The following is a 19,178-nucleotide window of genomic DNA, read 5'->3' as shown; positions in this document are numbered from 1 at the left end:
GTCAGCGGCCGATCCTTCGCGCCACCGAGGCCCGGTAGCAGGTGAGCGTCCAGTGCGCGGTGGCGGTGGTGTGCCCCGCCGGGACGATCATGGATCCGGTGGCGACCGTCACGTCCTTCGCGCCGGCCAGGTAGAAGACGAAGGTGTCCAAGCGGTGCTCGAACCCCTCGTAGTACCAGTCGCTGCGTTGGACCCGCTGACCTGCGAGGAAGGGTGCCTGGAGGAGGTCCTGCGCCTGCGCCGGCAGGTTGCCGAGCACGCCGCGCGCCTGGCGGGTCAGGCCGAGGTCCGGGGGCGCCGCCCCGGGGGCGGACGGCCCGGTCGCCCGGGGCCCGGGTCGGTGGTCCACCGGAACGTGCCGCAGGGAGCCCGGCGCGAACTGGAAGGACGAGATCGCGTAGACCGGGCGGTGGTCGGTGTTCACGCGCGGCTCGGCGATCGACAGGCCCGACTCTCCGAAGGTGACGGCGTAGGCGCGGCCGTCACCGCTCGAACCGTCGATGTTGGCGTACCAGTCGATGGCGGTGCCGGACAGTTCGGCGAGGCGCTGCCGGGTGCGGACGCCGATCGTTTCCCAGTGCTGCGCGCGGGTGCCGTCGCCGTCGAGCGACATCTCGCCCGGCTGGTGGACGCCGGGCGCATCGTGCCTGGTGAGACCGCCGCCGCGTCGCGCGGCGGGAGTGCCGGAACCGGACGGCACCGCCGGGAAGAACGAGTTCATGCACCAGCCCCTGACCCCGTTTTGACACTGCTTGATCAGGTTAGTGCGAACGGTGCCGGAGCGTCGATGGAACGTCCCGGAGCGGCCCCGGCCGGGATCGGCCGGGGGCGCGCGGGCCGTGCCGATCGCCGCGGGGGCGAAGCCGGTCCACGGGGCCTCCTCGCGGAGACGAGGCCGGCGACGAGTCGGGCGGCCGACGTCGGCGGGGTTCGGTGGCTTTTGTCTCCGGTGCGGGAGCGAGTCGCGTTCTTACTCGACCAGCGGGCGGTCGCGGGTGATCGAGATATTTGTAATGACATTGACTATAAGAATAATCATATTCCCATTCGACTTGCTTGAATGCTCGCATATCTACGCGTTTCGTGAGCGTGGTGGAAAGTGCTTGCCGAATGGCGGGGCGCGCACTATACGATGTCGCGCATGCGAGCTGAACTTCTCTGCGCGTCCTTCGTTGCCGCAATTGTCGGCACGGCCGGCGCGGCGCCGGCGCAGGCCGCGCCATCTTCGGGTGATCGGCCGGCGTGGTCGGCGAGCCCGGCCTCGGCGGTGAGCCGGGTGCAGGTGCCGGCCGCGCCGCCGTGGGGTGCCTGCGGGCGCAACACCGACCCGCAGAAGCTGGTGCGGTTGTTCACCAAGAACCGCGTCGTCGACTTCGCGCTGCGCTGCGGCGGCCCCAAGTACAGTTCCTCCCCGACCTGGGGGTACCGGCACATCCTCTGGCGGCACAGGGGCGACTTCGAACGCATGGCGGCCGGGACGTACCAGAATTGGCGCGACATCGCCGACCTCGCGATGAGCAGCAACACCTCCGATCCCGACAGGTCGCGCCACAGCGGCGGGAAGTCTTGCTATTCGCGGCTTCTGTACCTCCGCAACATCCGGACCAATCAGGTCGTGCGCAAGCAGATCTTCAAGATGGTCGTCGGCAGCAACAACAACATCATCACGAGCTACCCGGCCGGGACGCACTGCTGATGGACGCGGCCGCCGGTCTCGTCGCCCGGCTCCGCCGCCTCGGGTACGCGATCTCCGGGACGGCGCCAGGCGTCTACGAGGTGACCGCCCACGCCGGGCGCCCGGTCCACCGGCGGCCGCGCCTGGTCCTCCCCGAGGACGTCCTGGCCGAGTACGTCGCCGCGCTGCGGCGCGACGCCGCCGAGGCGGGGCTGTCACCGCTGGAGCTGATCGAGACGCACATCCAGGAAGAGCTGGACTCGGTCGACCCGGAGGGCCGCAACCACACCACGGCCGTCGGAGTACGGCGCGACCGCCTCGGCCGGCCCGAATGGTTCGTCGTCCGAGACCCCCGGCCGCCGCAGGACGCGGGTTCCGGCTTCCGCTGGGACGCCGACCGGCCGGACGAGGGGGCGCCGTGAGGGCGCGCGTCCGTTCCTGAACGGCGGTCGGCGGCGGTCGCCGCTCATGTCGCGGCGTCGACGGCGGCGGGGGAGAGGATCTTGCCGAGGACCATCGCGGCGCAGCCGGTCAGGCCGGCGGTCTCGCCGAGGCGGGCCGGCTCGATGCGCAGGCTGCGGGTGGCCAGGGCGGTGGCGCGGCGGTAGACGATCTCGCGCAGGCCCGCGATGAGCGGTTCGTCCGCGCCGACGAGGTCGCCGCCGAGCACGACGACCGCGGGGTTCAGCAGGTTGACGGCGGTGGCGACGACCTCGCCGATGCGGCGGCCCGCGTCGCGCAGCAGCGCGACGGTCGCGGGGTCGCCGGAGCGGGCGAGCGCGGCGAGGGCGGGCAGGTCGGCCGCGGATGACCGGGCGAGCAGCGCGGCGCCGCCCGCGATCGCCTCGACGCAGTTGACGTTGCCGCAGCGGCACGGGCGCTCGGTCTCGGCCGGGACGGGCACGTGCCCGATCTCCCCGGCGGCGCCGAGGGCGCCGCGCTGGATGGCGCCGCCCGCGATGATCGCGGCGCCGATGCCGGTGGAGACCTTCACGAACAGCAGGTCGTCCACGCCCGGGTGCGCCTGGTGCTCGCCGAGCGCGGCCGCGTTGACCTCGTTGTCGAGGTAGGCGGGGACGTCGAACCGCGCGCGGACGCGCGGGCCGATCTCGACGGCGTCCCAGCGGCCCGCGACGTGCTCGACGGCGTCCGGGACGCCGAGGCCGATGCCCCGAACCGCCTCGGCGGGGACGCCCGCGTCCTTGAGGAGCGCGCACCACAGGTCGAGCAGGTGCGGGATGGTGGTGTCGGGGGACACGTCGGCCGGGGGCCCGTCGGCGCGGGCGAGGATCGTCCCGGCGAGGTCGCAGACGGCGAGCTGCCCGCGGGACTGGCCGAGGTTGGCGACCAGCACGGCCCCGCCGGACGCGTGGAACCGCAGGCGGGCGGGGGGACGGCCGCCGGTGGACGGCCCGTCGGCCCGCTCGACCACGAGGCCGCGGCCGATGAGGTCGGCGACGCGGGACGCCACGGTGGGACGCGACAGTCCGGTGAGGCGCGCGAGGTCCGCGCGGGTGTCGACGCCGTGCTCGCGGATGAGGCGGAGCACGTCGCCGGTCGTAGCCGGGGTGACGGGCATCCGGCCAGTCAAGCACGCGGGTCTTCGGTACGTCCAGTTGGTGAAACCTCAGAGACTTTTGTAAGTCGGATTTTCTAAGTGGGTTGTGCTGGCAGCTTATGTCTCGGTAGTTTGCGGAACGGACATCCCCTCTCGTCCATCCCCCTTGTCTGGAGCATCGAATGGCTGTGCATCCCGTGCTGGCAGAGGTGACGCGGCGCATCGCGGAGCGGAGCGCCGACCGCCGCGAGGAGTACCTGGGCCGGATCCGCGACGCCCGGACGGAGGGGCCGGTGCGCGGCGGCATGGGGTGCGCGAACCTGGCGCACGGCTTCGCGGCCTGCGGCGTCCAGGACAAGCTGTGGCTGCGCGGCAACGTCACGCCGAACATCGCGATCGTGTCGTCCTACAACGACATGCTGTCGGCGCACCAGCCGCTCAAGGACTACCCGGACGTCCTGAAGGCCGCGATCCGCCGCGCGGGCGGCACCGCGCAGTTCGCGGGCGGCGTCCCGGCGATGTGCGACGGCATCACCCAGGGCCGCGCGGGCATGGAGCTGTCGCTGTTCAGCCGGGACGTGGTGGCGATGGCGACGGCGGTGGCCCTCTCGCACGACATGTTCGACGGCATGCTGCTGCTCGGGGTCTGCGACAAGATCGTCCCCGGGCTGGTGATCGGGGCGCTGTCGTTCGGGCACCTGCCGGCGATCCTGATCCCCGCCGGGCCGATGGCGTCGGGGCTGCCGAACGCGGAGAAGGCGAAGGTCCGCAAGCGGTACGCCGCCGGGGAGATCGGCCGGGACGAGCTGCTCGCCGCGGAGGCCGCGTCCTACCACTCGCCGGGCACCTGCACCTTCTACGGCACCGCGAACTCCAACCAGCTCCTCATGGAGGTCATGGGCCTGCACCTGCCGGGCGCGAGCTTCGTCCCGCCGGGCACCGACCTGCGCGAGGGGCTCACCGCCGCCGCCGGACGCCGCGTCCTGCAGATCACCGACCTCGCCGACGAGTACACCCCGGTCGGCGAGATGCTGGACGAGCGCGCGTTCGCCAACGCGATCGTCGCGCTGCTCGCGACCGGCGGCTCCACGAACCACACGCTGCACCTGCCCGCGATGGCCGCCGCCGCGGGCATCGAGCTGACCTGGGACGACTTCGACGAGCTGTCGCAGGTCACCCCGATGCTCACGCAGCTGTACCCGTCCGGCACGGCCGACATCAACCATTTCCACGCGGCGGGCGGCACCGCGTTCCTCATCGGCGAGCTGATCGACGCCGGGCTGCTGCACGAGGACGCCCGCACGGTCGGCGGCGCGACCCTCGCCGAGTACCGGAAGGCGCCGCGGCTCGACGGCGGCCGCGTCGTCTGGGAGGACGGCCCGACCGCCACGGGCGACCCGGCCGTCCTGCGTCCCGTCGCGGAGCCGTTCGACACGCACGGCGGCCTGCGGACCGTCCGCGGCAACCTGGGCCGCGCGGTGGTCAAGGTGTCCGCGGTCCGGCCCGAGCACCGGGCCGTCGAGGCCCCCGCGCGGGTCTTCGAGTCGCAGGAGCAGCTGCAGGACGCGTTCGCCGCCGGGGAGCTCGACCGGGACGTCGTCGCGGTCGTCCGGCTGCAGGGCCCGCGCGCCGACGGGATGCCCGAACTGCACCGGCTGATCACGCCGCTCGGCGTCCTGCAGGACCGCGGCCACAAGGTCGCGCTCGTGACGGACGGGCGGCTGTCGGGCGCGTCGGGGGCCGTGCCCGCGGCGATCCACGCGACGCCCGAGGCGGCCGCGGGCGGCCCGCTCGCGCGCGTCCGCGACGGCGACGTCGTCCGGCTCGACGCCGACAAGGGCCTGCTCGAGGTGCTCGTCCCCGACGAGGAGTTCGCCGCGCGGGAGCCGGAGGGGGGCGTGCCCGACCCGGACCGCTGGTCGGGCACCGGACGCGAGCTGTTCGCGGCCTTCCGCGCGGCGGTCGGCCCGGCGGAGCGCGGCGCCGGGGTGTTCGGATGAGCGCCCCCTGGCTCGTCGGCGACATCGGCGGGACGAACGCGCGGTTCGCGCTCGTGGACGGCCCGGACGGCGCGCCCCGCGACGTCCGGGCGCTTCCCACCCGCGAGCACGCCGACCTCGCCGACGCCGCGGCGGCGTACCTGGCCCGGTACGCCCCGGGCGTCCGGCCGTCCGCCGCGTGCCTGGCGGTCGCGGGACCCGTCACCGGCGGGACGTTCCACCTGACGAACGCGGGCTGGCCCGTCGGCACCCCCGAGGACGTGCGCGAACGCCTCGGCCTGCCGCACCTGGAGATCGTCAACGACTTCGCGGGCCTGGCGATGTCGCTGCCGCGGCTGGCCGCCGACGACCTGGTCCCGGTCGGCGACCGGTACCCGGCGGCGGACGGCCCCCTCGCGGTCGTCGGCCCCGGCACCGGCCTCGGCGTCGGCGGGCTCGTCCCGGCGCCGGGCGGCGGCTGGGTGCCGCTGCCGGGGGAGGGCGGCCAGGTCGACGCGCCCGCCGGGACGGACCGGGAGATCGAGGTCGTCCGGCTGCTGCGCGCCGAGCGCGGCGCCGCGACCGCCGAGTACCTGCTGTCGGGGGACGGCCTGGCCCGCATCCACCGCTACCTCGCGATCATCGACGGCGTCCGGCCCGAGCCGGTCACGCCCGCGCAGATCGTCGAGCGCAAGGCGGACGCCCGCTGCGCGCAGACCCTCGCGATGTTCTGCGAGCTGCTCGGCTCCCTCGCCGGCAACGTCGCGCTGACGATCGGCGCGACGGGCGGCGTCTACCTCGGCGGCGGGATCCTGCCGCGCATCACCGACGTCCTGAAGGAGAGCGCGTTCCGCGCCCGGTTCGAGGGGAAGCCTCCCGTCGAGGGCTACCTGCGCGCGATCCCGACGGCACTGATCGTCCACCCCGGCCCGGGGCTGGTCGGCGCCGCCATGCGGCTCGCGCGGACCGCCCCCGAACCCGCACGACCCTTGGAGTCCGCTTGAACGCCGAAGACCTGTTCGACCTCGCGCCCGTCATCCCCGTCGTCGTCCTGGACGACGCCGACGCCGCCGTGCCGCTGGCGCGCGCGCTCGTCGAGGGCGGCCTCCCGGCGATCGAGGTGACGCTGCGGACGCCGGTCGCGATCGAGGCGATCACGCGGATCGCGGCCGAGGTGCCGGACGCGGTCGTCGGCGCCGGGACGGTCGTCCGCCCGGACGACGCCGAGCGGTCGGCCGCCGCGGGCGCCCGCTTCCTGGTCAGCCCCGGCTGCACCGAGCGGCTCCAGACCGCGATGGCCGCGACCGGCCTGCCGTTCCTGCCGGGCGCCGCGACCGCCTCGGAGGCGATCGCGCTGCTGGAGTCGGGCGTCACCGCGATGAAGTTCTTCCCGGCCGAGCCCGCCGGCGGCATCCCGTACCTGAAGGCGCTGAACGGGCCGCTCCCGCAGGTCCGGTTCTGCCCGACCGGCGGGGTGAAGCCCGGCAACGCCGCCGACTACCTCGCGCTGCCGAACGTCGGGTGCGTCGGCGGGACGTGGCTGACCCCGGCGGACGCCGTCCGGTCCGGCGACTGGGACACGATCCGCAAGCTCGCGGAAGAGGCCGCGGCCCTCCGCTAGCCGGAGGGCGCGTGCGGGCAGGGCCCGGCGGTCAGGCGCGACCCGCCGGGCCCGTCCGGCACGAGGTCCATGCGCAGTGTGTATCCAGGTGGGCGCGTGGCCGAGGCGCTGGCTTGGGTGGTGCCAAGCCCGATGCCCCCGTGAACGGGGGTGGTGGCGCCTGCACATGCTGCGGCTCGTCCACCGGTACGGGACGGTCACGTCCGCGGCCGAGGCGATGCACCTGACGCCGTCCGCCGTCTCCCACCACCTCCGCGAGCCGGGCCGCGAGCTGAAGGCGCCGCTGCTGGAACCGCAGGGCCGCCGGGTGCGGCTCACCCCGGCCGCGCTCGTCCTCGTCGGGCACGCCGACGCGCTCCTCGCCCGCTGGGAGGAGACGGTCGCCGAGGGGGCCGTCCGGGTGCCGCTGGTCGGCGACGCGGTGCCGCGGCGCCGGCTGCTGACCTGCGTCCGCCGCGGCGGGCGCGGCAACCCGATCGTCGAACTGGGCCTGCGGGCGCTGCGCGACGCCGTCCCGGCCCCCTGCACCCGCCTCCCGGCCGCCTGACCGGCGGCCGGAGCGGAGCGCGGACGGCCGGGCGGCCGCCTAGCGCGAGTCGGCGCGGTGCGCGTGGCGGACGGTCGCCGCGAGGCGGGCCGCCCGCGCGAGCCACACGACCATCGCGACGCCGAGGACGGCGAGGAGGCCCGTGCCCGCGCCGACCGTGAACGTCAGGACGAGGAAGACGCCGAGCAGCAGCGGGAACGCCGGGGACGGCGGCCCGTGCCGGTGCCCGTCCCGGTGCACGCGGTGCGGGCCCGCGTACATCAGGCCGGGGTGTCCCCACGGCACCTGCCCCGGGACGGGCGCGGGCCGGGGCCGGTCCTGTGCGGCCTCGGGGAGACCGTGCGGCGGCGGCAGGTCCCGGACGAGCGCGCGCAGGTCGCCGCGCGTCTTCGCGGCCAGCGCGGCGTCCATGCGCTCGTCGAGTTCCGCGCGGTCGAGCCGTCCCGCGGCGAAGTGGTCGTGCAGCGCGACGACGACCGCGTCCCGCTCGGCGTCGCCGATGCGCAGCGCCTCGGTGTGCGGTGCGTCGGTGCGCGGTGCGTCGTTCACGGCCCCTCCTCCGCGGCGTCCGGGCCCGGGTCCGCGTCGTCGGCGAGGATCCGGTACAGGTCGCGGCGCGCCCGGGACAGGACGTCCCGCGCCCGGTCGAGCTGCTCGGGGCGCCCCGAGTGGACGATCTGCATGACCGCGGCTCCCGTCTGCGCGGCCTGCCTGAACAGTTCGGGCACGCCCTCGCCGAAGTCCCACGCCATCGCCGCCCAGGGCTCGCGCAGTTCGTCGGCGTGCTCCTCGACGTGGGCGCGGCCCGCGTCGGTGAGCCGGTAGGCGCGGCGTCCGCCGCTCTCCTCCCCGGCGATCAGGCCCTCGTCGGCGAGCTGCTGCAGGGCCGGGTAGACGGCGCCGGGGCTGGGCCGCCAGGCGTGCTCGCTGCGCTCGGCGATCTGCTGGATGATCTGGTAGCCGTTGCGGGGCTCCTCGGCGAGCAGCGCGAGGATCGCCGCGCGGACGTTGCCCTTGCGGGCCTTGGGCCCCCGGCCCCACGGGCCGCCGCGCCGGCCGTGCGCCCACGGCGGGCGCGGACCGGGTCCGCCGGGTCCGCCGGGTCCGAAGCCGGGCGGGCCCCACGGGCCGAACCCGGGTCCGCCGCCGAACAGCGGGCCGAAACCCGGCATGTCGCCCCTGCCCCACGGTCCTCCGTGCATGTGACGCATGTTCTTCACCGCCTTCTGAGATCTCTCTTTGAGCTCTCGCGATACGACAACGATATATCGAAGACGTACGGTACGGCCAGATTGTTCCCGCGGATTTCCGCGCCCGGCCCGTCCGGGCGTCCGTCCGGGCGCCGGCGGACAAGATCCCCGATTCCGGTCACGGCCGTCTGACCTCGGAAAACCTGGGTAACAGGCGGATTGTGGGGGGACGATGGGGACACACGAAGCCGTGACGGCGCGCGATGCGGTCCTGACCCGGGACGGGAACGCCGCCCGCGCCCACGCCTTCGGCGAGGTGCTGCTGGGGCTCGCGCTGTTCGCGCTGTACCTGCTCGTGGCGATGCTGCCCGAAGAGCCTCGGGCGCGGCTCGCGCGCGCGCACGGGGAGACGCTGTACGACCTCGAGCGGGCGCTGCACCTCGACGTGGAGCTCGCCCTCAACGAGTGGCTCGCGGACCAGTCCCTCGTCCGCGTCCTGGCCAACTACGAGTACGCGATCACCTACGTGGCGAGCGCCCTGGCGCTGCTCGTCTGGCTGTTCGTGCGCCACCCCGACCGGTACCGGACGGCCCGCACCGCGTTCGTCCTGCTCAACGTCATCGCGCTCGCGTGCTTCGCGCTGTACCCGGTGATGCCGCCCCGGCTGATGCCCGACCTCGGCTTCGTCGACACCGTCCGGCTCGGCGGCACCTGGGGGTCGTGGGGGTCGCCGCTGGTCGAGCACGCCGACCGGTTCGCCGCGCTGCCGTCCCTGCACATGGCGTGGACGCTGTGGGTCGGCGTCGAGCTCGCGCGCGTGAAGGCGCACCGGTCGGTGCAGGCGCTCAACACCGTCCACATCATCGTCACCGGGTACGTCATCATGGCGACCGCGAACCACTTCCTGGTGGACGCGCTCGCGGCCGTCCCGCTCGTGGCCGTGTCGGTGTACGCGGCCGAACGGTTCACGCGCCCGTCGGCCGAGCGCGTCCGGGCCCCGGACGCGTTCTTCCTCGCCGTCGAGACCGAGCGGGCGCCGCAGCACACCGGCGGCGTGATCATGCTGGACACGTCCCGCGACCCGCTGCACCGCGCCGACCTCATCCGGCTCGTCGCCGAGCGGATGGACCGGCTGCCCCGGTTCCGGCAGCGCCCGCACGGCGCCGGGCGCTGGCGGCGGCCCGTCTGGCGCGACCACCCGGCCCTCGACTGGGACTGGCACGTCGCCGAGCACCGCGTCGACGGCATGGACGGGCTCCGCGAGGTGATCGCCCGCGTGCAGGCCGAGCCGTTCCCCCGCGACCGGCCGCTGTGGCGGATGCTGCTGGTGCGCGGCGCCGAACCGGGCCGCACCGCCGTCGTGTTCCTCATGCACCACGTCGTCGCGGACGGCGTCGGCGTCGTCGCGCAGGCCACCGCGCTGATGGAGCCGCCGCAGGACCCGCCCCCCGCCGCGCCCCGCCGCGGCCGCGTCCGGACGGCGCTCACCGCGGCCGTCGGCACCGCGGTCGGCCTCGGCCAGCTCGCGATCGACGTCGCCCCGCCCGCCCGTCTGCCCGCCGCCGGCACCCCCGAGCGCCGCTTCGGCACCCTGCACCTGCCGCTCGACCTCGTCCGGGACGTGTCCCGCCGGCACGGCGTCCGGGTGACCGACGTGGTGCTGTGCGCGGTCGCGGGCGGCCTGCACCGCGCCGCCCGTCCCGGCGAGAACGCGCGCGGGACGTGCCGCGTCGCCGTCCCGCTGATGATGCGGGCGCCCGGCGGCGCGATGGAGGGCAACCACACCAGCGCCGTCATGGTCGACCTGCCGATCGGCGCGATGCCCGAGACCGCGCGGCTCGCCGACATCGCCCGCCGCTGCAAGGTGCTGCGGTCGGGCACCCGCGCGCTCGCCGCGTGGTTCGTGATGCGCCAGGTCGGACGGCTGATGCCGGTGCCGCTGCACGCCCGGTTCGCCCGCGCCGCCTACAGCGAGCGCTTCCTGCAGGGCATCGTGTCGAGCCTGCCGGGGCCGGGCGGCCCGCTGCGCCTCGCGGGCGCCCCGCTCGCCGCGGTCTACCCGGTCGTCCCGCTCGCGCCCGGCGCGCCCCTCGCCGTCGCCGCGCTCGGCGTCTCCCGCGAGCTGTGCTTCGGCGTCTCGCTCGATCCGGGCCTGGTCGACGACGCCGACGCCCTCACCGCCGCGATCGGCGCCGTCATCGACGACCTCCGCACCGCCCCCCCGACCGCCGCCTCCCCGCCCCCCGAACCCGAACCCCCCGAACCCGAGCCCCGTCTCGGGTGAGCCCGCGTCCCGACAGCGAGAGGCCCCACCCCGGAGTGGACGTCCGGGGCGGGGCCTCGTTCGGGTGCGTCACACGGCGCGCATGGCGCGGAGCGACTCCTTCAGAGAGCCCATCGTCGCGAACACCGACGTCGGCTCGTAGCCGCAGTGCGCCATGCAGTTCGCGCAGCGCGGGTCGCGGCCGCGGCCGTAGGCGTCCCAGTCGGTCTCCTCGAGCAGCTCCCGGTACGTCTCGGCGTACCCGTCGTCCATCAGGTAGCAGGGACGCTGCCAGCCCTTGAGCGAGTACGACGGGATCGCCCACGCCGTGCAGGGGAAGTCGACCTTCCCCTCCAGGAAGTCGAGGAACAGCGGCGAGTGGTTGAACCGCCAGCGCTTCCGGTTGCCGTTCGCGAACGCCTTCTGGAACAGCGACCGGGTCTCCTGGACGCCGAGGAAGTGCTCCTGGTCGGGCGCCTTCTCGTACGCGTAGGCGGGCGAGATCATCATCTGGTCGACGCCCAGGTCGTCGTTGAGGTAGTTCAGCACCTCGATGACGGTCTGCGGGGTGTCGGTGTTGAACACGGTCGTGTTAGTGGTGACGCGGAACCCGCGTTCCTTGCACATCTTGATGGCGGCGACGGCCTCGTCGAACACGCCGTCCTTGCAGACGGACGCGTCGTGCCGTTCGCGGAGCCCGTCGATGTGCACGGCCCACGCGAAGTACGGCGACGGCTCGAACTGGTCGATCTTGCGCGGGATGAGCGCGGCGTTCGTGCACAGGAACACGTACCGCCGCATCCGGACCAGCTCGCCGACCAGCTCGCCGATCTTCGGGTGCATGAGCGGCTCGCCGCCCGCGATCGACACCATCGGCGCGCCGCACTCGCGGACGGCGGCCAGCGCCTGCTCGACCGGCATCCGCTGCTTGAGGACGTCCGCCGGGTGCTGGATCTTGCCGCATCCGGCGCACGCGAGGTTGCACGCGAACAGCGGCTCCAGTTCGAGCAGCAGCGGGAACCTGTCCCGCCGGGCGAGCTTGTTCTTGAGGACGTACCCGCCGACGCGCAGGCTCTGGCGCAGTGGCATGCCCATGTCAGGCCTCCCGGACGTACCGGCCGAGCGCGCTGACGGGGAACACCAGCCGGTACAGGTGGTAGTTGATGTAGAAGTCGCCGGGGAAGCCGGTGCCGGTGAAGTGGTCCTCGTCCCACGTGCCGTCCGGCCGCTGGTGGTCGACCAGCCAGCGGACGCCGCGGTCGACGGCCGGGCCGCGCTCGCCGGCGGCGAGCAGCGCCAGCAGCGCCCACGCGGTCTGCGACGGCGTCGAGGCGCCGCGCCCGATCCATCCCGGGTCGTCGTAGGAGCGCAAATCCTCGCCCCAGCCGCCGTCGGCCCGCTGGTGGCGCTCCAGCCACCGGACGGCGCGGCGGATCGCGGGCTTGCCCGGCCGGACCCCCGCCGCGATCAGCGCGGGCACCACCGCGCCCGTCCCGTACACGTGGTTCGCGCCCCAGCGGCCGAACCACGAGCCGTCCCGTTCCTGCGCCTTCAGCAGCCACACCACGGCGCGCTTCACGGTGCGCGAGTCGGCCATGCCGCGCCGCGCGAGGGCCTCGACGACGTGCGCGGTGACGTCGGCGGACGGCGGGTCGATGACCTCGCCGAAGTCGCAGAACGGCAGCCGCCGGCACAGCCCGCGGGTGTTGTCGGCGTCGAACGCGGCGAACCCGCCGTCCTTCGACGCCATCCCGGCCATCCAGCGGACGGCCCGTTCGATCGCGGGCTCGGCGTCCGGGCCGCCGACGCGGTCGAGCGCGAGGATCGCCTCGGCGGTGTCGTCGGTGTCGGGGTAGACGTCGTTGTCGAACTCGAACGCCCACCCGCCGGGCGGCAGCCCCGGGCGCCGCACCGACCAGTCGCCGGGCCCGTGGATCTCCTCGCCGAGCACCCACGCGGCGGCGCGCCGCTGCGCGGGGTCGTCGCCGGGGACGCCCGCGTCGGCGAGCGCGTTCATCGCCAGGACCGTGTCCCACACGGGCGACTGGCACGCCTCCAGGCGGCGGCCCCGGCCGTCGCGGATCGTGAACCGCTCCAGGCCGGCGAGCCCCCGCTTCATGATCGGGTGGTCGTTGCGGTAGCCGAGCAGGTGCAGCGCGATCAGCGAGTACACCCACGGCGGCTGGATGCCGCCCCAGCAGCCGTCCGCCTCCTGCCGCGCGATGATCCACTCGGCGGCGCGGCGCAGCGCCGCCTCCCGCAGCCCCCGGACGGGGCGCCGCTCGTACACGTGCAGCGCCCGGTCGAGCGCGCGGAACGCCTCGTCCCAGCCCGGCAGCCCCCGCCGCCCGGACGGACGCGCGGTGCGCGCGGCCCGCAGCTCCGGCAGGTCGAACGGCAGCGGGCGGGCGGGCCGCAGCGACCCGACGACCGTCAGCGGGACGATCGTCTGCCGCGCCCAGCACGCGAAGTCGTACACGTTCAGCGGGAACCAGCGCGGCAGGAACATCATCTCCGGCGGCAGCACCGGCAGGTCGTCCCACGACCACTCGCCGAACATCGCCAGCCAGAACCTCGTGAACACCCGCGTCGCGGGCACCCCGCCCTGCTCCCGGACGTACGCGGACGCGCGCGCCATGTGCGGCTCGTCGGGGGCGTCCCCGGCGAGCCGCAGCGCCACGTACGCCTCGACGGTGGTGGACAGGTCGGACGGGCCGCCGTGGAAGTTCGCCCACGTGCCGTCCGCCGCCTGCTGCGAGCGGATCCAGCGGGCCGCCTCCGCGGTGTCGTCCGCGGTGCGGACGCCGAGGAACTCGCGCAGCAGCAGGTCCTCGGCGTCCATCGTGACGTTCGTCTGGAGCTCGCCCTTCCACCAGCCCTCGGGGGACTGGAGGGCGAGCAGACGGTCGCGGGCGGCGGCGAGCGCCTCGGCGGGCGTCCGCACCGCCGCCGCGGCCTCGGCCGCCGTCTTCGGCTTCGGCGGCTTCGGCTTCGGCGGCTTCGTCTTCGCCTTCGGTTTCGGTGTGGTCCCGGTGCTTTCCGTCGGTTCTGTCGTCGTCATCAGTGATCCCGTCCTGTGACGAAGTCGGCGATGTGCAGGAACTCCTCGCGGACCGCGGCGGGCAGGCCCGCCGACGCGATCCGGGCCGCGGCGCGCTCGACGCGGCGGCCCGCCTCCGCCTCGGCCCAGGCCCGGCCGCCGGCCGCCTCCACGAGCCGTGCCGCCTCCTCCAGCCGGGCGAGCTCCGCGTCGGCCGCGTCCGCGGCGACGTCGCGGGCGGCGTCGCGGGCCGCCTCCCCGTCGGCGTCGTCGGCGCCGGGCGGCGCCGCGTACAGCTCGGCGAGCCGCTCCGACTCCGGCGTCCCGGCGTTGAGGGCGGCCACGACCGGCAGCGACAGCTTGCGCGACCGCAGGTCCGACATGGTCGGCTTGCCGGTGACCTTCGGGTCGCCCCAGATGCCGAGCAGGTCGTCGACGAGCTGGAACGCGATGCCGAGGTCGGCGCCGAACTCGGCGAGCGCGGCGCACAGCGGCTCGGGCGCCCCGTCCAGGACGGCGCCGATCGCGCACGAGCACGCCAGCAGCGCGGCCGTCTTGTCCGACGCCATCGCGACGCACTCGTCCAGGCCGACGCTGCGGCGCGACTCGAACTCCAGGTCGCGGGCCTGCCCGCCGATGAGCCGCCGCGTCGCGGTCGCGAGGGAGTGCGCCGCGCGTCCCGAGCCCTGCCCGGGCGCCTCCAGCAGCACCTCCCCGGCCAGCGACAGCAGCGCGTCGCCCGCGAGGATCGCGTCGGCCTCGCCGAACACCGCCCACGCCGCGGGCCGGTGCCGGCGGGTCCGGTCGCCGTCCATGATGTCGTCGTGCAGCAGCGAGAACGCGTGCGTCAGCTCGACGGCGACCGCGCCCGGCAGCGCGCTCTCCTGCGGCGCGCCCGCCGCCCGCGCCGACAGCAGCGCCAGCGCGGGCCGCAGCGCCTTGCCCGCCGGGGCCGCCCGCGGATGCCCCTCCGCGTCGGCCCAGCCGAGGTGGTAGGCCGCGACCCGGTAGGTGCGCGGGTCGAGGCGGCCGACCGCGGCGCGCAGCGCCCCGTCGACCAGCCCCCGGACATCGGTCATCGAGACCGGAACGGTCGTCACCGGTCCCTCACCCCCTCCAGGTGGCGGCGGACCAGCCGAGCGGCGGTCAGGCCGCTGCGCACTGCTCCCTCCATGGTGTCGGGCCAGCCCGTGTCGGTCCACGCGCCGGCCAGGAACAGTCCCGGGGCCCTCGTGGCGGCCGCCGGGCGCACCGCCCCGCTGCCGGGACGCTGCCGGAACGTCGCGCGCCGCTCCCGCGTCACGAACAGCTCCCGCACCCGGGCGTCCCGCGCGGCGGGCAGCAGCCGCGCCAGCTCCGGGACGAACCGGTCGCGCAGCTCCGCGGTCGGCCGGTCGATCCAGCGGTCGGCGGCCGACAGCGAGATCGCCAGGTACTGGCCGTCCCGCAGCCCGCTCACCCCCGTCCGGTCGAAGATCCACTGCACCGGCGAGCCCACCGCCGCGGCGAACGGCTCGCCCATGACCGGACGGTCGTAGACGACGTGCACGTTGACGATCGGGCTCGAGTCCAGCTCCCGCCAGCGCAGCGGCTCCGGCAGCGCCTCCGCGGGCAGCACCTTCGCCGCCGCGTCGTGCGGCACCGCGACGATCACCGCGTCCGCCGCGATCGGGACGCCGTCCACCACCACCTTCGGGTCGGCGGTGACCGCCTCGACCTTCGCCTTCAGCCGGACCGTGCCGCCCATCTCGGCGATCCGGCGCAGCGCCGGGCCGCCGTGCAGCTCCTCCAGCGGGACGACCGGGACGCCGATGTCGGCGGCGTCCGCGCGGCCGAACAGCGCCCGGCGGCACACCAGCGTCGACAGCCCCAGCGCGGCGTCGTCCACCTCCGCGTTGAGCGCCGCCGTGATGAACAGCCCCCACAGCGCCTCGCGCGCCCACCGGCCCTGCCCCCGCGACGCCAGCCACGGCCCGGCCGCGATCCGGTCGAGCCGCTCGTCCTCCGGGTCGAGCCGCCGCAGCGCCGCCGCCGCGCGCATCGCCCGCAGCCGCTCGCCGGGCGTCAGGTGCGCGTAGCCCGCCAGCGCGGGCAGCAGGTGCAGCGGGCCCGGCAGCCGCGACCGCGTCAGCCGCGCCGCCGCCGCGCCGGGCCGCAGCACGGTCACGTCGAACCGGTCCTGGACGTCGACGAGGTGGTCGGCGCCGAGCCGCTGCAGGAGCCCCTGGTACGCGGTGCAGCAGCGCAGGAACACGTGCTGCCCGTTGTCGACGCTCAGCTCGCCGCGCTCGAACGAGTGCGTCGCGCCGCCCAGCCACGGCCGCGCCTCCAGCAGCGTCACCGGGACGCCCGCTTCGCGCAGCGCTATCGCGGCGCTGATGCCGGCGAGGCCGCCGCCCACGATGACCACGCTCACCGTTCCACCCCCGTCAGCGCGCGCGCCGCCACGACCGCCTTCTGCCACGTCGGCAGGGACGCCCGGGTGTTCAGCGCGGTCGCGGGCCGCGCCGCGATGTTCTCCAGCAGCCGCCGGTAGATCCCGGCCATGGCGGCGGTGCAGGCGGCGCTGCGGCGGTCCAGCAGCGGCAGCAGCCGCATGCCCTCCGCGTACCAGGTCCGCGCGCGTTCCGCCTGGAACGCCACCAGCTCGTTCAGCCGCCACGGCGGGTCGACGAACATGCCCGAGTCGTCCAGGTCCAGCGTGCAGTCGAACCGCTTGAGGTCCTCGGTCGGCACGTAGATGCGTCCCGCGAGCCGGTCCTCGCGCAGGTCCCGCAGGATGTTGGTGAGCTGTAACGCGATGCCGAGGGAGTCGGCGAGCGCCTCCGCGCGCAGCCGCCCCTGCGACCCGAAGATCGCGAGCGACAGCCGGCCGACCGTCCCCGCCACCTGCCGGCAGTACCGCAGCAGGTCGTCGAACGTCTCGTAGTCCGCGCCCCGCACGTCGCTCTCGCAGCCGTCGATCAGTTCGTCGAACGCCTCCAGCGGGATCGGGTAGCGGGCCGCCGCGTCCGCGAGCGCCGTCAGCACCGGATGCCCCTCCAGCACCGCCGCGTCCGCCCGCCGCTCCAGGACGTCCCGCACCGCCGCGATCCGGCCCCGCGACCGGTCCAGCAGGTCGAGCCGCACGCACGCCGGCTCCGGCCCGTCCCCGATGTCGTCGACCCCGCGCGCGAACGCGTAGACGGCGCTCATCGCCCGCCGCTTCGGGACGGGCATCAGCCGGATCCCGTAGCCGAAGTTGCGGGCCTCCTCACGCACCACCCGCTCGCAGTGCCGATACGCCTCCACCACACGCTCGGACCGCTCGCACGCCTCCGAGACCGTCATCGCTCACCCCTCTCCAATGCGCGTGCCCAACCGGCCGACCACGCGGCCAACAGTGCGGCCCGGCGCGGACGCGGCGTGTGCGACAGGACGTCGTAACGGCCCCGCGCCAGCGCGGCGAGCGCCGCGCGGCCCCCGGCCACGTACCCCGCCACGGCGAACCGCGCCCACCCCGACAGCCCCGCCAGCAGCGGCGGCGCCCCCCGGTCCAGCAGGTCGCGGGCCCGTGCCGCCTCCAGCGCCACGACGCCCCGCAGCCGCGTCGGCGTCCTCGTCCGTCCCAGGTCGTCGTCCGTGCAGCCGAACCGCCGCAGGTCCGCGGCGGGCAGGTACACCCGCCCGCGCCGGAAGTCCTCCCCGACGTCCTGGCAGTGCTCGATCACCTGCAGCGCCGTGCAGATCCGGTCGGACGCCTCCTCGAGCCCCCGGCCGTCCGCGCCGAACAGGTGCAGGACGATCCGTCCCACCGGGTCCGCCGAGAGCCGGCAGTACGCGGCCAGCTCGTCCCACGTCTCGTACCGGTGGACGGTCTGGTCCTGCCGGTTCGCCTGGACGAGCCGGCGGAACGGGTCCTGCGGGACCGCCCGCGCGCGGACGGTCCGCGCCAGCCTGCGGAGCTGCGGCAGTTCGGGCGCGACGCCCGCGTACACGCGGTCCAGGTCGTCGTCCACCAGCTGCAGCAGCTTGCCCCGCCGCTCCTCCGGCGCCTCGTCCCCGATGTCGTCGACGAGCCGGGCGAACCCGTACACCGCCAGCAGATCGGCCCGGTGCCGCCGGGGCAGCAGCCGCGCCGCCACGGGGAAGTTCTCCCGCGCCGCGAGCGCGGCCAGCGCCCGGTCGTGCTCCTCGGCGTTCCAGGACGAATCAGTGATCACCACTGTGAGATGAGCGCGCGCGGCACCAGAAAAACTCTGATCAAGGTATGGACTTGTTGAATCGCGCGCGTGTCGGACCGGGCGGCCGCACCCGCGGCGCCCCCGATAACCTCGGGGGATGCGCGAGCGAGAGATCGTCCGGCCCGTCGACCTCTGCCTGCCCGACGGGCGGCTGAACCCGGCCGCGGTCGGCTGGACGCGCCGCCCCCTGCACCGCGCGAACCTGCGCGGCTGGGGCCGCGCCAAGCGGTGGGAGTACTGGGGGATCGTCACGCCGCGCCACATCGTGGGGCTCGTCGCGTCCTCGCTCGACTACGCGGGCGTCCACGGCGTGTACGTCCTCGACCGCGAGACCGGCGAGGAGCTGTCCCGGGACGCGGTCGTCCCGTTCGCGCGCGGCGCGTCCTTCCCCGACCGCAGCGGCGGCGGCACCGCGTCCGTGCGCGGCGGCGGCGTCGCGGTCGGCACCCGCGAGGAACCGGACGGCACCCGGCTGCGGGCCGTCGCGCCCGCGATCGGCGTCGACCTCGACCTGAAGGTGCCGGTGCCGGACGGGCACGAGTCGCTCGGCGTCGTCGTCCCGTGGACCGCGAAGCGCTTCCAGTACACGGTGAAGGACGTGGGCCGCCCCGTCCACGGCACGCTGCGGCTGCCGTCCGGTCTCGTCGAGGTGAAGGCGGACGACGCGTTCGCCGTCCTCGACCACGGGCGCGGCAAGTGGCCGTACCGGATGACGTGGAACTGGGCGGCGGCCGCCGCGCCCGGCCTCGCCCTGCAGCTCGGCGGCCAGTGGACCGACGGCACCGGCATGACGGAGAACGCCCTGTTCGTCAACGGCCGCCTGCACAAGATCGGCGACGAGCTCGACTGGGCGTACGACCGCGCCGACTGGCTCCGCCCCTGGACGATCACCGGCCCGCGCGTGGAGGCCGAGTTCCACCCGTTCCACGAGAAGGTCGCGAAGACCGAACTGGGCGTCGTCGGCAGCGAGACCCACCAGTGCTTCGGCACGTTCACCGGCCGGGCCCGCACCGACGACGGCGCCTGGATCGACCTCGACGGCCTCACCGGCTGGGCGGAGGAGGCCCGCCAGCGCTGGTGAC

Annotated in this window: 18 protein-coding genes; 8 read left to right on the top strand and 10 right to left on the bottom strand. The window is 75.1% G+C overall.

Going from position 1 to position 19,178, the window contains the following annotated elements; translation table 11 throughout:
* Position 1 precedes the first annotated feature (1 nt).
* A complete protein-coding gene (locus tag AB0L25_RS19430; protein WP_500173951.1) occupies positions 2 to 721 on the bottom strand; it encodes a hypothetical protein in 720 nt (239 codons plus the stop codon).
* 420 nt (positions 722 to 1,141) lie between these two features.
* Between AB0L25_RS19430 and AB0L25_RS19425 the strand changes: the two genes are divergently transcribed.
* Together AB0L25_RS19425 and AB0L25_RS19420 are read left to right on the top strand one after the other, a co-directional pair.
* Positions 1,142 to 1,696 (top strand): hypothetical protein, encoded by a 555-nt coding sequence (locus AB0L25_RS19425; RefSeq protein ID WP_500173949.1) that lies wholly within the window; start codon positions 1,142 to 1,144, stop codon positions 1,694 to 1,696.
* A complete protein-coding gene (locus AB0L25_RS19420) occupies positions 1,696 to 2,097 on the top strand; it encodes a hypothetical protein (protein WP_500173948.1) in 402 nt (133 codons plus the stop codon). The genes AB0L25_RS19425 and AB0L25_RS19420 overlap by 1 nt, the downstream gene beginning before the upstream one ends.
* 44 nt (positions 2,098 to 2,141) lie before the next feature.
* Here the strand turns inward: AB0L25_RS19420 and AB0L25_RS19415 are convergent, their stop codons facing one another.
* Positions 2,142 to 3,254, bottom strand: a complete 1,113-nt coding sequence (locus AB0L25_RS19415; protein WP_500173946.1) for an ROK family protein — start codon at positions 3,252 to 3,254, stop codon at positions 2,142 to 2,144.
* A 161-nt stretch (positions 3,255 to 3,415) separates the two neighbouring features.
* Here AB0L25_RS19415 and edd point away from each other — a divergent pair, with 161 nt between their 5' ends.
* From edd to AB0L25_RS19395, 4 genes are all read left to right on the top strand, one after another.
* Positions 3,416 to 5,233: a phosphogluconate dehydratase gene (edd, locus tag AB0L25_RS19410; RefSeq protein WP_500173944.1), complete on the top strand. Its 1,818-nt coding sequence runs from the start codon at positions 3,416 to 3,418 to the stop codon at positions 5,231 to 5,233.
* On the top strand, positions 5,230 to 6,216 hold the full coding sequence (gene glk, locus AB0L25_RS19405) for a glucokinase (RefSeq protein WP_500173942.1): 987 nt from the start codon (positions 5,230 to 5,232) through the stop codon (positions 6,214 to 6,216). The genes edd and glk overlap by 4 nt, the downstream gene beginning before the upstream one ends.
* Positions 6,213 to 6,833, top strand: a complete 621-nt coding sequence (gene eda, locus AB0L25_RS19400; protein ID WP_500173940.1) for a bifunctional 4-hydroxy-2-oxoglutarate aldolase/2-dehydro-3-deoxy-phosphogluconate aldolase — start codon at positions 6,213 to 6,215, stop codon at positions 6,831 to 6,833. The genes glk and eda overlap by 4 nt, the downstream gene beginning before the upstream one ends.
* A gap of 166 nt (positions 6,834 to 6,999) precedes the next feature.
* On the top strand, positions 7,000 to 7,380 hold the full coding sequence (locus AB0L25_RS19395; RefSeq protein ID WP_500173939.1) for a LysR family transcriptional regulator: 381 nt from the start codon (positions 7,000 to 7,002) through the stop codon (positions 7,378 to 7,380).
* A 39-nt stretch (positions 7,381 to 7,419) separates the two neighbouring features.
* Here the strand turns inward: AB0L25_RS19395 and AB0L25_RS19390 are convergent, their stop codons facing one another.
* The gene (locus AB0L25_RS19390; RefSeq protein WP_500173937.1) at positions 7,420 to 7,929 is read right to left on the bottom strand and encodes a DUF1707 SHOCT-like domain-containing protein; all 510 of its coding nucleotides are present in this window, start codon (positions 7,927 to 7,929) and stop codon (positions 7,420 to 7,422) included.
* A complete protein-coding gene (locus tag AB0L25_RS19385) occupies positions 7,926 to 8,582 on the bottom strand; it encodes a PadR family transcriptional regulator (RefSeq protein ID WP_500173935.1) in 657 nt (218 codons plus the stop codon). Before AB0L25_RS19385 ends, AB0L25_RS19390 begins: the two co-directional genes overlap by 4 nt.
* A 238-nt stretch (positions 8,583 to 8,820) precedes the next feature.
* Between AB0L25_RS19385 and AB0L25_RS19380 the strand changes: the two genes are divergently transcribed.
* The gene (locus AB0L25_RS19380) at positions 8,821 to 10,854 is read left to right on the top strand and encodes a bifunctional phosphatase PAP2/O-acyltransferase family protein (RefSeq protein ID WP_500173933.1); all 2,034 of its coding nucleotides are present in this window, start codon (positions 8,821 to 8,823) and stop codon (positions 10,852 to 10,854) included.
* Positions 10,855 to 10,923: 69 nt separating this feature from the next.
* Here the strand turns inward: AB0L25_RS19380 and hpnH are convergent, their stop codons facing one another.
* The 6 genes from hpnH to hpnC are packed head-to-tail and all read right to left on the bottom strand — an operon-like array spanning position 10,924 to position 18,075.
* Positions 10,924 to 11,928: an adenosyl-hopene transferase HpnH gene (gene hpnH, locus AB0L25_RS19375; RefSeq protein ID WP_500173931.1), complete on the bottom strand. Its 1,005-nt coding sequence runs from the start codon at positions 11,926 to 11,928 to the stop codon at positions 10,924 to 10,926.
* A gap of 1 nt (position 11,929) precedes the next feature.
* The gene (gene shc, locus AB0L25_RS19370; RefSeq protein ID WP_500173929.1) at positions 11,930 to 13,894 is read right to left on the bottom strand and encodes a squalene--hopene cyclase; all 1,965 of its coding nucleotides are present in this window, start codon (positions 13,892 to 13,894) and stop codon (positions 11,930 to 11,932) included.
* The gene (locus tag AB0L25_RS19365; protein ID WP_500173927.1) at positions 13,894 to 14,952 is read right to left on the bottom strand and encodes a polyprenyl synthetase family protein; all 1,059 of its coding nucleotides are present in this window, start codon (positions 14,950 to 14,952) and stop codon (positions 13,894 to 13,896) included. The genes shc and AB0L25_RS19365 overlap by 1 nt, the downstream gene beginning before the upstream one ends.
* Before the next feature lie 17 nt (positions 14,953 to 14,969).
* Positions 14,970 to 16,289 carry a hydroxysqualene dehydroxylase HpnE gene (hpnE, locus tag AB0L25_RS19360; protein WP_500173925.1) on the bottom strand — a complete coding sequence of 440 codons (1,320 nt, stop codon included), beginning with the start codon at positions 16,287 to 16,289 and terminating at the stop codon, positions 14,970 to 14,972.
* The gene (gene hpnD, locus AB0L25_RS19355) at positions 16,286 to 17,203 is read right to left on the bottom strand and encodes a presqualene diphosphate synthase HpnD (RefSeq protein WP_500173923.1); all 918 of its coding nucleotides are present in this window, start codon (positions 17,201 to 17,203) and stop codon (positions 16,286 to 16,288) included. The genes hpnE and hpnD overlap by 4 nt, the downstream gene beginning before the upstream one ends.
* The gene (hpnC, locus tag AB0L25_RS19350; RefSeq protein ID WP_500173921.1) at positions 17,200 to 18,075 is read right to left on the bottom strand and encodes a squalene synthase HpnC; all 876 of its coding nucleotides are present in this window, start codon (positions 18,073 to 18,075) and stop codon (positions 17,200 to 17,202) included. The genes hpnD and hpnC overlap by 4 nt, the downstream gene beginning before the upstream one ends.
* A gap of 118 nt (positions 18,076 to 18,193) precedes the next feature.
* Between hpnC and AB0L25_RS19345 the strand changes: the two genes are divergently transcribed.
* Complete coding sequence (locus AB0L25_RS19345) at positions 18,194 to 19,177, top strand: DUF2804 domain-containing protein (RefSeq protein ID WP_500173919.1); 984 nt, start codon at positions 18,194 to 18,196, stop codon at positions 19,175 to 19,177.
* Position 19,178: the final 1 nt, after the last annotated feature.

Source organism: Spirillospora sp. NPDC052242 (assembly GCF_040679555.1).
Classification (GTDB): Bacteria; Actinomycetota; Actinomycetes; order Streptosporangiales; family Streptosporangiaceae; genus Spirillospora.
This window is presented reverse-complemented; position numbering and strand designations above follow the sequence as displayed.

Bases quoted from the DNA above. Each gene is read 5' to 3' on its own strand.
- AB0L25_RS19345 (WP_500173919.1), top strand. From the start codon at position 18,194: ATGCGCGAGCGAGAGATCGTCCGGCCCGTCGACCTCTGCCTGCCCGAC.
- edd (WP_500173944.1), top strand. From the start codon at position 3,416: ATGGCTGTGCATCCCGTGCTGGCAGAGGTGACGCGGCGCATCGCGGAG.
- glk (WP_500173942.1), top strand. From the start codon at position 5,230: ATGAGCGCCCCCTGGCTCGTCGGCGACATCGGCGGGACGAACGCGCGG.
- hpnD (WP_500173923.1), bottom strand. From the start codon at position 17,203: ATGACGGTCTCGGAGGCGTGCGAGCGGTCCGAGCGTGTGGTGGAGGCG.
- AB0L25_RS19385 (WP_500173935.1), bottom strand. From the start codon at position 8,582: ATGCACGGAGGACCGTGGGGCAGGGGCGACATGCCGGGTTTCGGCCCG.
- AB0L25_RS19425 (WP_500173949.1), top strand. From the start codon at position 1,142: ATGCGAGCTGAACTTCTCTGCGCGTCCTTCGTTGCCGCAATTGTCGGC.
- AB0L25_RS19365 (WP_500173927.1), bottom strand. From the start codon at position 14,952: ATGACCGATGTCCGGGGGCTGGTCGACGGGGCGCTGCGCGCCGCGGTC.
- AB0L25_RS19430 (WP_500173951.1), bottom strand. From the start codon at position 721: ATGAACTCGTTCTTCCCGGCGGTGCCGTCCGGTTCCGGCACTCCCGCC.
- hpnH (WP_500173931.1), bottom strand. From the start codon at position 11,928: ATGGGCATGCCACTGCGCCAGAGCCTGCGCGTCGGCGGGTACGTCCTC.
- AB0L25_RS19420 (WP_500173948.1), top strand. From the start codon at position 1,696: ATGGACGCGGCCGCCGGTCTCGTCGCCCGGCTCCGCCGCCTCGGGTAC.
- AB0L25_RS19395 (WP_500173939.1), top strand. From the start codon at position 7,000: ATGCTGCGGCTCGTCCACCGGTACGGGACGGTCACGTCCGCGGCCGAG.
- shc (WP_500173929.1), bottom strand. From the start codon at position 13,894: ATGACGACGACAGAACCGACGGAAAGCACCGGGACCACACCGAAACCG.
- AB0L25_RS19415 (WP_500173946.1), bottom strand. From the start codon at position 3,254: ATGCCCGTCACCCCGGCTACGACCGGCGACGTGCTCCGCCTCATCCGC.